This is a genomic window from Pseudoroseomonas ludipueritiae (assembly GCF_014490445.1).
Taxonomy (GTDB): Bacteria; Pseudomonadota; Alphaproteobacteria; order Acetobacterales; family Acetobacteraceae; genus Pseudoroseomonas; species Pseudoroseomonas ludipueritiae.
Map to the genome: position 1 here is coordinate 1 of NZ_JACTUZ010000195.1, position 6,909 is coordinate 6,909.

Consider the following 6,909-nt stretch of genomic DNA (forward strand, 5'->3'; position numbering starts at 1 on the left):
GGGGCCTCGGGCTCCGGCGACGGGCTGCGGGTGTCTTCCGGCGCCGGGGCGGTGGCGGCGGGGTGGGATTCGGCGGGGGGAGCCTTGGGCTCTTCTTCCGTCGGGCGGCCGGTCAGCTTGGCCCAGAGGTCACGCAATGCCATGGCGTCAGGCCGCCTCGGCCAGCAGGCCGCGCGCATCGGCGCCGGTCACGCGGGCGCGCAGCACGCGGCCACGCTGGCCGCTGCCATGGGTAAGACGGATCGAGCAGAAATGCTCGGTATGGCCGGCATCGGGACGTTCCAGCAGCACGGCTTCCTCCTGGCCCATCCGGGCGGCAAAGAATCTCTGGGTGGCGGCGCCGCCGGCAGCGCGCAGCCGGGCGGCACGGTCCCGCCGCAGGGCGACAGGCAGTTGCGGCATGCGGGCGGCAGGCGTGCCCGGCCGTTCGGAATAAGGGAAGACATGGAGGAAATGCAGCCCGGCTTCCTCCACCAGGGCCAGCATGTCTTCGAACTGTTCCTCGGTCTCGGTCGGGAAGCCGGCGATCAGGTCGGCGCCCAGCGCGAGGCCGGGGCGCAGCGCGCGGGCACGCGCCGCGACGGCCAGGGCATCGGCCCGGCTGTGGCGGCGCTTCATGCGCTTCAACATCAGGTCCGCGCCATGCTGCAGTGAGAGGTGCAGATGCGGCATCAGTCGCGGCTCCTCCCCGATCAGGCGCCAGAGGTCGTCATCGATGGCGGCGGGGTCGATGGATGAAAGCCGCAGCCGGGGCAGTTCCGGCACCAGGGCCAGCAGCCGGCGGATCATCTGCCCCAGGGTTGGGGCGCCGGGCAGGTCGGGGCCGTAGGAGGCGATATCGACGCCGGTCAGCACCACTTCCTGGTAGCCCGCCGCCACCGCCGCCCGCACCTGCTGCACCACCGCGCCCATGGGCGCCGAGCGGGAGGGGCCGCGCCCGAAGGGGATGACGCAGAAGGTGCAGCGATGGTCGCAGCCCTGCTGCACTTCGATGAGTGCCCGCGCCCGGCCGGTGAATTCCGTCACGGGATGCGCCGCCACGTCGCGCGCCGCCATGATGTCGGAGACCGGGGCGGCGGGGGCATTCGGCGCCCAGGCCTCGGGCTTCAGCTTGTCGGCATTGCCGATGACGCGCGCCACGCCCGGCAGCGCCCCCCAGCGGGCGGGTGCGATCTGCGCCGCGCAGCCCGTGACCACGATAGGCACGCCGGGCTTTTCCCGCGCAATGCGGCGGATGGCCTGGGCGGCCTGCTTCTCGGCCTCGGCGGTGACAGCGCAGGTATTCACCAGCACGGTGCCGGCATGGCCGGCGCGGGTGGCGAGGCCACGCATCGCCTCGCTCTCATAGGTATTGAGGCGGCAGCCGAAGCTCAGGACCTCCACGCTCATGCGGCCAGGGCGTCCCAGTCGAATTCGCCGGTGAAGGCGGTGGCCACCGGGCCCGCCATCAGCACATGCCCGTCCAGCCGCCATTCCAGCGTCAGCGTGCCGCCGGGCAGGTCGATGCGCGCGCGCCGCCCGGTCAGGCCGCGCCGGTGGGCATTGACCAGCGTGGCGCAGGCGCCGGAGCCGCAGGCCAGCGTCGGCCCCGCGCCGCGCTCCCAGATGGCCAGGCGGATATGGTCGGTGTCGATCACCTGGGCGAAGCCGATATTGGCGCGGGCGGGCAGCAGCGGGTGGTGCTCGGCCTCGGGGCCCAGGGCCTGCCAGTCCAGCCGGTCGAGGTCGCCCACGAAGAAGGTGACATGCGGGTTGCCCATGGAGCAGGCGGCGGGGTCCGCCACCGCGCCCACCGTCATGGGCAGGTGCGTGGTGTCCATGGCGCTGGCCAGCGGCACGTCCTGCCATTCCAGGCTGGGCGGGCCCATGTCGGCGCTGACCGTGCCATCCGGCAGGCGTTGGCAGGGCAGGTCGCCGCGCACGGTGCGGACCACCACGCTCTCCCGCCCCGCCTCCTCCATCATCAGATGCGCGATGCAACGGGTGGCATTGCCGCAGGCCTCGGCCTCGGAGCCATCGGGGTTGTAGATGCGCATGAAGACATCCGCGCCCTCACCGCCCGGCTGTTCCAGCACGATGAACTGGTCGCAGCCGATGCCACGGTGGCGGTCGGCCGCGGCGGCGGCGCGGGCGGGGGTGACGCCCAGCGTCTTCTGGCGGTCGTCCACCACCACGAAGTCATTGCCGAGGCCGTGCATCTTCCGGAACGGGATCATGCCCGCCCATATGCGGCGCATTCCGATACAAATGAAGGGGGCTGCGTCTCCCCTTGCCCTGGCGCGGCCATTACGGCTATACGCCCGCCTCTTCCCCGCGCGTCCGGGCCTGTAGGGCATGCCCGGCCGTGGTTCCGCGTCCGCTTCACGGCGGATGCTTCCGAACTCAGGAGACCGAAATGCCCAAGATGAAGACGAAGTCGAGCGTGAAGAAGCGCTTCCGGCTGACGGCCACTGGCCTGGTGAAGGCTGGCGCCGGCAACAAGCGCCACATGCTGACCGCCAAGACCAACAAGATGAAGCGGCAGAACCGCGGCGCCTTCGTGCTGGACAAGCAGGATGGCGACACGGTGAAGCAGTGGATGCCGTACGGTTCGGCCCGGTAAGGAAGGATCTGACCTATGGCACGTGTTAAGCGCGGCGTTACCGCCCACGCCCGTCACAAGAAGGTCCTCAAGCTCGCCAAGGGCTATGTTGGCCGTTCCTCCACCGCCTATCGCCCCGCGCTCGAGCGCGTCGAGAAGGCGCTGCAATACGCCTACCGCGACCGCCGCAACAAGAAGCGCGAGTTCCGCGGCCTGTGGATCCAGCGCATCAACGCGGCTTGCCGCGAGCAGGGCCTGACCTATTCGAAGTTCATCGCCGGCATCAAGGCGGCGAACATCGAGATCGACCGCAAGGTCCTGGCCACCATCGCCTTCGATGACGCCGCCGGGTTTGCGGCCTTGGTCGAGAAGGCCAAGGCGGCGCTGCCGGCTTCGGCCGAGGCGTAATCTCCCCCACTCCCTCCGGGGAGTGTCGAGACACGGAGCCGCCGCCGCCTGGGGTCAGCCCTGGGCGTTCGGCGGCTTCTTTCGTTTTCAGGGCTCAGGCGGGATGCAGATGTCCGACGACCTCGCGAAACTCCAGACCGATACCGAGGCGGCGCTGGCCGCCGCCACCGACCCCCGCGCGCTGGACGCGGTGCGGGTGGCGACGCTGGGCAAGAGCGGCGCGCTGACCGCGCTGCTGAAGGCGCTCGGCACCTTCCCGCCCGAGGAACGCAAGGCGCGCGGCGCCGCCGTGAACCAGTTGAAGGCGGTGCTGGAAGCGGCCATCGAGGCCCGGCGCATCGAACTGGACGCCGCCGCCCTGGAAGCGCGCCTCCTGGCCGAGCGGATGGACGTGACGCTGCCCGCCCGCCCCTTCCCGCCCGCCGGGCCGGAAGCCGGCGCCATCCACCCCATCGCCCGCACCATCGAGGAACTGACCGCCATCTTCGGCGCCATGGGCTTCGCGGTGGCGGAAGGGCCGGATATCGAGGCCGACTGGTACAATTTCGGCGCGCTGAACATCCCCGACCATCACCCGGCGCGGCAGGACCACGACACCTTCTATGTCCCCGCTGGCCCGGATGGCCGCCGCCCGGTGCTGCGCACCCATACCTCCCCGGTGCAGATCCGCACCATGATCACGCAGGCGCCGCCGATCCGCGTCATCGTGCCCGGCCGCACCTATCGCGCCGACCATGACGCCACCCACAGCCCGATGTTCCATCAGGTCGAGGGGTTAGTGATCGACAAAGGCATCACGCTCGGCCACCTGAAGGGCTGCCTGATCGATTTCCTGCGCGCCTTCTTCGATATCCGCGACCTGCCGGTGCGCTTCCGCTCCTCCTACTTCCCCTTCACCGAGCCTTCGATGGAGGTGGATATCGGCTGGAACCGGAAGACCGGCGAGCTGGGCAAGGGCGGCGATTGGCTGGAGATCCTGGGCAGCGGCATGGTCCACCCAAAGGTGCTGGCCAATTGCGGCATCGACCCGCGCGAGTGGCAGGGCTTTGCCTTCGGCATGGGCATCGAGCGGATCACCATGCTGAAGCACGGCATCCCCGACCTGCGGCCTTTCTACGAGAGCGATGTGCGCTGGCTGAAGCATTACGGCACCAGCCCGCTGTCGCCTGCCACCCTGGCGGAAGGGGTCTGACGCCATGAAGTTTTCTGTCAGTTGGCTGAAGCGGCACCTCGAGACCGAGGCGACGCTGGAGCAGATCACCGACACCCTGAACACCATCGGGCTGGAAGTGGAAGGCGTGGAGGACCGCGCGGCGGCGCTGGCGCCCTTCCGCATCGCCCATGTGATCGAGGCGGTGCAGCACCCCAATGCCGACCGCCTGCGCGCCTGCAAGGTGGATGTGGGCGATGGCGTCATCCGCTCCGTCGTCTGCGGCGCGCCGAATGCCCGCACCGGCATGAAGGCGGTGCTGGGCCTGCCCGGCGCCTTCGTGCCCGGCACCGGCATCACGCTGAAGGTCGGCGAAATCCGTGGCGTGAGGAGCGAGGGCATGATGTGCTCCTCGCGCGAGCTGGGCCTCGGCGAGGATCATGACGGCATCATCGACCTGCCGGCGGATGCCCCGGTGGGCCAGCCCTATGCCGTCTGGGCCGGGCTGGACGACCCGATCGTGGAAATCTCCGTCACCCCCAACCGGGGCGATGCGCTTTCCATCCGTGGCGTGGCGCGGGACCTGGCGGCGGCGGGCCTCGGCACGCTGAAGCCCTTCGCGCCGGTGCCGGCGGTGCCTGCCTATCCCTCGCCCCTGAACTGGGCGGTGGAAGACCTGGAGGGCTGCCCCTGGGTGCTGGGCCGCGCGGTGCGCGGCGTGAAGAACGGCCCCTCCCCCCAGTGGCTGCAGGACAAGCTGACCGCCATCGGCCTGCGCCCGATCAACGCCCTGGTCGATGTGACCAACTGGTTCACCTATGACGTCGGCCGCCCGCTGCATGTCTTCGACGCGAAGAAGGTGAAGGGCAACACCCTCACCATCCGCCGGGGCCGCGAGGGCGAAAGCTTCCTGGCCCTGAACGGCAAGGAGGTGCATGTCACGCCGGAGGATCTGGTGATCGCCGATGCGGAAGCGGTGGAATCCCTCGCCGGCATCATGGGCGGCGAGTATTCCGGCTCCGACGAAGGCACCACCGAGGTCTTCATCGAGGCCGCGCTCTTCGACCCCGTGCGCATTGCCCTTTCCGGCCGCCGGCATGACCTGCGCTCCGACGCCCGCTCCCGCTTCGAGCGCGGCGTGGACCAGGCGCTGCCGCCCGCCGCGCTGGAAGCGGCGACGGCCATGATCATCGAGCTTTGCGGCGGCGAGGCTTCCGAGATCGTCTCGGCCGGCGCCGAGCCTTCCTGGCAGCGCACGGCGCATCTGCGGTTCGAGCGGATCGCCGGCCTCGGCGGCTCCCCTATCACGCCGGAAGAGGCGGTGGAAGGGCTGGAGCGGCTGGGCTTTACGGTGGCCAGCCGCGATGCGCAGGGCGTGACGGTGAACGTTCCTTCCTGGCGCAACGACATCGCCTCCCGCGACGGCGCGCTGGCGCAGAACCCGGAACTGCCGGCGGACCGCGCCCAGGCCGCCGCCGAGGGCTGCGCGGCCATCGAACCGGAATGCGACCTGCTGGAAGAAGTGCTGCGCCTGCGCGGGCTGGATGCGGTGCCGCCGGTCTCGCTGCCGGTCTCCTCGCCCGTGCCGCTGCCGAGCCTGACGCCGCGCCAGACGCGCAGCGCCCTCGCCCGCCGCGTGCTGGCGGCGCGGGGCATGCTGGACTGCGTCTCCTTCGGCTTCATCGACGGCAAGGTGGCCGCGCTCTTCGGGGACACCCCGGCCGCGCTGCGCCTGGAGAACCCCATCGCCGCCGACCTGGACCAGATGCGCCCGACGCCGCTGGCCAGCCTGCTGACGGCAGCCAGCCGCAATGCCGCGCGCGGCTACCCCGATGTGGCGCTGGCGGAAATCGGCGCGGCCTACCGGGACATCACCTCCGCCGGGCAGGCGGCGGTGGCCGCCGGTATCCGCACCGGCGAGACGCCACGCCACTGGGCCGCGCCCGCCCGCGCGGTGGGCGCCATGGATGCCAAGGGCGACGCGCTGGCGGTGCTGGCGGCGCTGGGCGTGCCGATGGCGGCGGTGACCGTCACCGCCGACGCGCCGGGCTTCTACCACCCCGGCCGCTCCGGCGTGGTGCGGCAGGGGCCGAAGATCGTGCTGGCGACATTCGGAGAAATTCACCCGAGCCTGCGCGCCAAGCTGGACCTGCCCGGCCCGGCGGTGGGCTTCGAGGTCTTCCTCGACGCCATCCCGGACCCCAAGCGCAAGAAGAAGGGCCTGCCCGACCTGCCGGCCTTCCAGCCGCTGCGGCGCGACTTCGCCTTCCTGGTGGATGCCACCGTGCCGGCGGAGAACCTGGTGCGCGCCGCCCGGGGTGCCGAGCGCAACCTGATCACCGAGGTGTCGCTCTTCGACCGCTATGCGGGCGAGAAGCTGCCGGAAGGCAAGGTCTCGCTGGCGCTGGAGGTCACGCTGCAACCGCGTGAGGCCAGCATGACGGATGCGGAGATCGAGGCGGTCGGCGCCAGGATCGTCGCCGCCGTGGCCAAGGCCACGGGCGCGACACTGCGGGGCTGATGCCATGGCCGGGGGAGGCGCCGCCTTCCCCGGCCAGAATACCGATGCCTGGAGCCACCCTTCTTTGTCCGGGCTGGCTCCGGCCGCTTTCGCTCATCGGCCCTGCGGGCAGCCTTGCCCGCTCATGGCCTGTTTCAGCGCGTGCGCACGGGCCCGCTGCCGCCACCCCCGCCGCTGCCGGCAAGGCCCGAGCCCAGCAGGGCACCCGCCGCGGCCGGCAGAAGCGCGCCCAGCAGCGGAGCGCCCATC

Annotated in this window: 6 protein-coding genes; 4 read left to right on the top strand and 2 right to left on the bottom strand. The window is 71.0% G+C overall.

Going from position 1 to position 6,909, the window contains the following annotated elements; translation table 11 throughout:
* Positions 1-147: 147 nt before the first annotated feature.
* Together mtaB and dapF are read right to left on the bottom strand one after the other, a co-directional pair.
* On the bottom strand, positions 148-1,389 hold the full coding sequence (gene mtaB, locus IBL25_RS23340) for a tRNA (N(6)-L-threonylcarbamoyladenosine(37)-C(2))-methylthiotransferase MtaB (protein ID WP_187780877.1): 1,242 nt from the start codon (positions 1,387-1,389) through the stop codon (positions 148-150).
* Positions 1,386-2,216 (bottom strand): diaminopimelate epimerase, encoded by an 831-nt coding sequence (gene dapF, locus IBL25_RS23345; RefSeq protein WP_187780878.1) that lies wholly within the window; start codon positions 2,214-2,216, stop codon positions 1,386-1,388. The genes mtaB and dapF overlap by 4 nt, the downstream gene beginning before the upstream one ends.
* Positions 2,217-2,395: 179 nt before the next feature.
* Between dapF and rpmI the strand changes: the two genes are divergently transcribed.
* From rpmI to pheT, 4 genes are all read left to right on the top strand, one after another.
* Entirely contained in the window at positions 2,396-2,602 is a 207-nt protein-coding gene (gene rpmI, locus IBL25_RS23350) for a 50S ribosomal protein L35 (RefSeq protein ID WP_120640716.1), read from the top strand.
* A 15-nt stretch (positions 2,603-2,617) separates the two neighbouring features.
* Positions 2,618-2,989 carry a 50S ribosomal protein L20 gene (gene rplT, locus IBL25_RS23355; RefSeq protein ID WP_120640717.1) on the top strand — a complete coding sequence of 124 codons (372 nt, stop codon included), beginning with the start codon at positions 2,618-2,620 and terminating at the stop codon, positions 2,987-2,989.
* A 109-nt stretch (positions 2,990-3,098) separates the two neighbouring features.
* Positions 3,099-4,181 (top strand): phenylalanine--tRNA ligase subunit alpha, encoded by a 1,083-nt coding sequence (gene pheS, locus IBL25_RS23360; protein WP_187780879.1) that lies wholly within the window; start codon positions 3,099-3,101, stop codon positions 4,179-4,181.
* Between the two features lie 4 nt (positions 4,182-4,185).
* Positions 4,186-6,660: a phenylalanine--tRNA ligase subunit beta gene (pheT, locus tag IBL25_RS23365; protein WP_187780880.1), complete on the top strand. Its 2,475-nt coding sequence runs from the start codon at positions 4,186-4,188 to the stop codon at positions 6,658-6,660.
* The last annotated feature ends 249 nt before the right edge of the window (positions 6,661-6,909 follow it).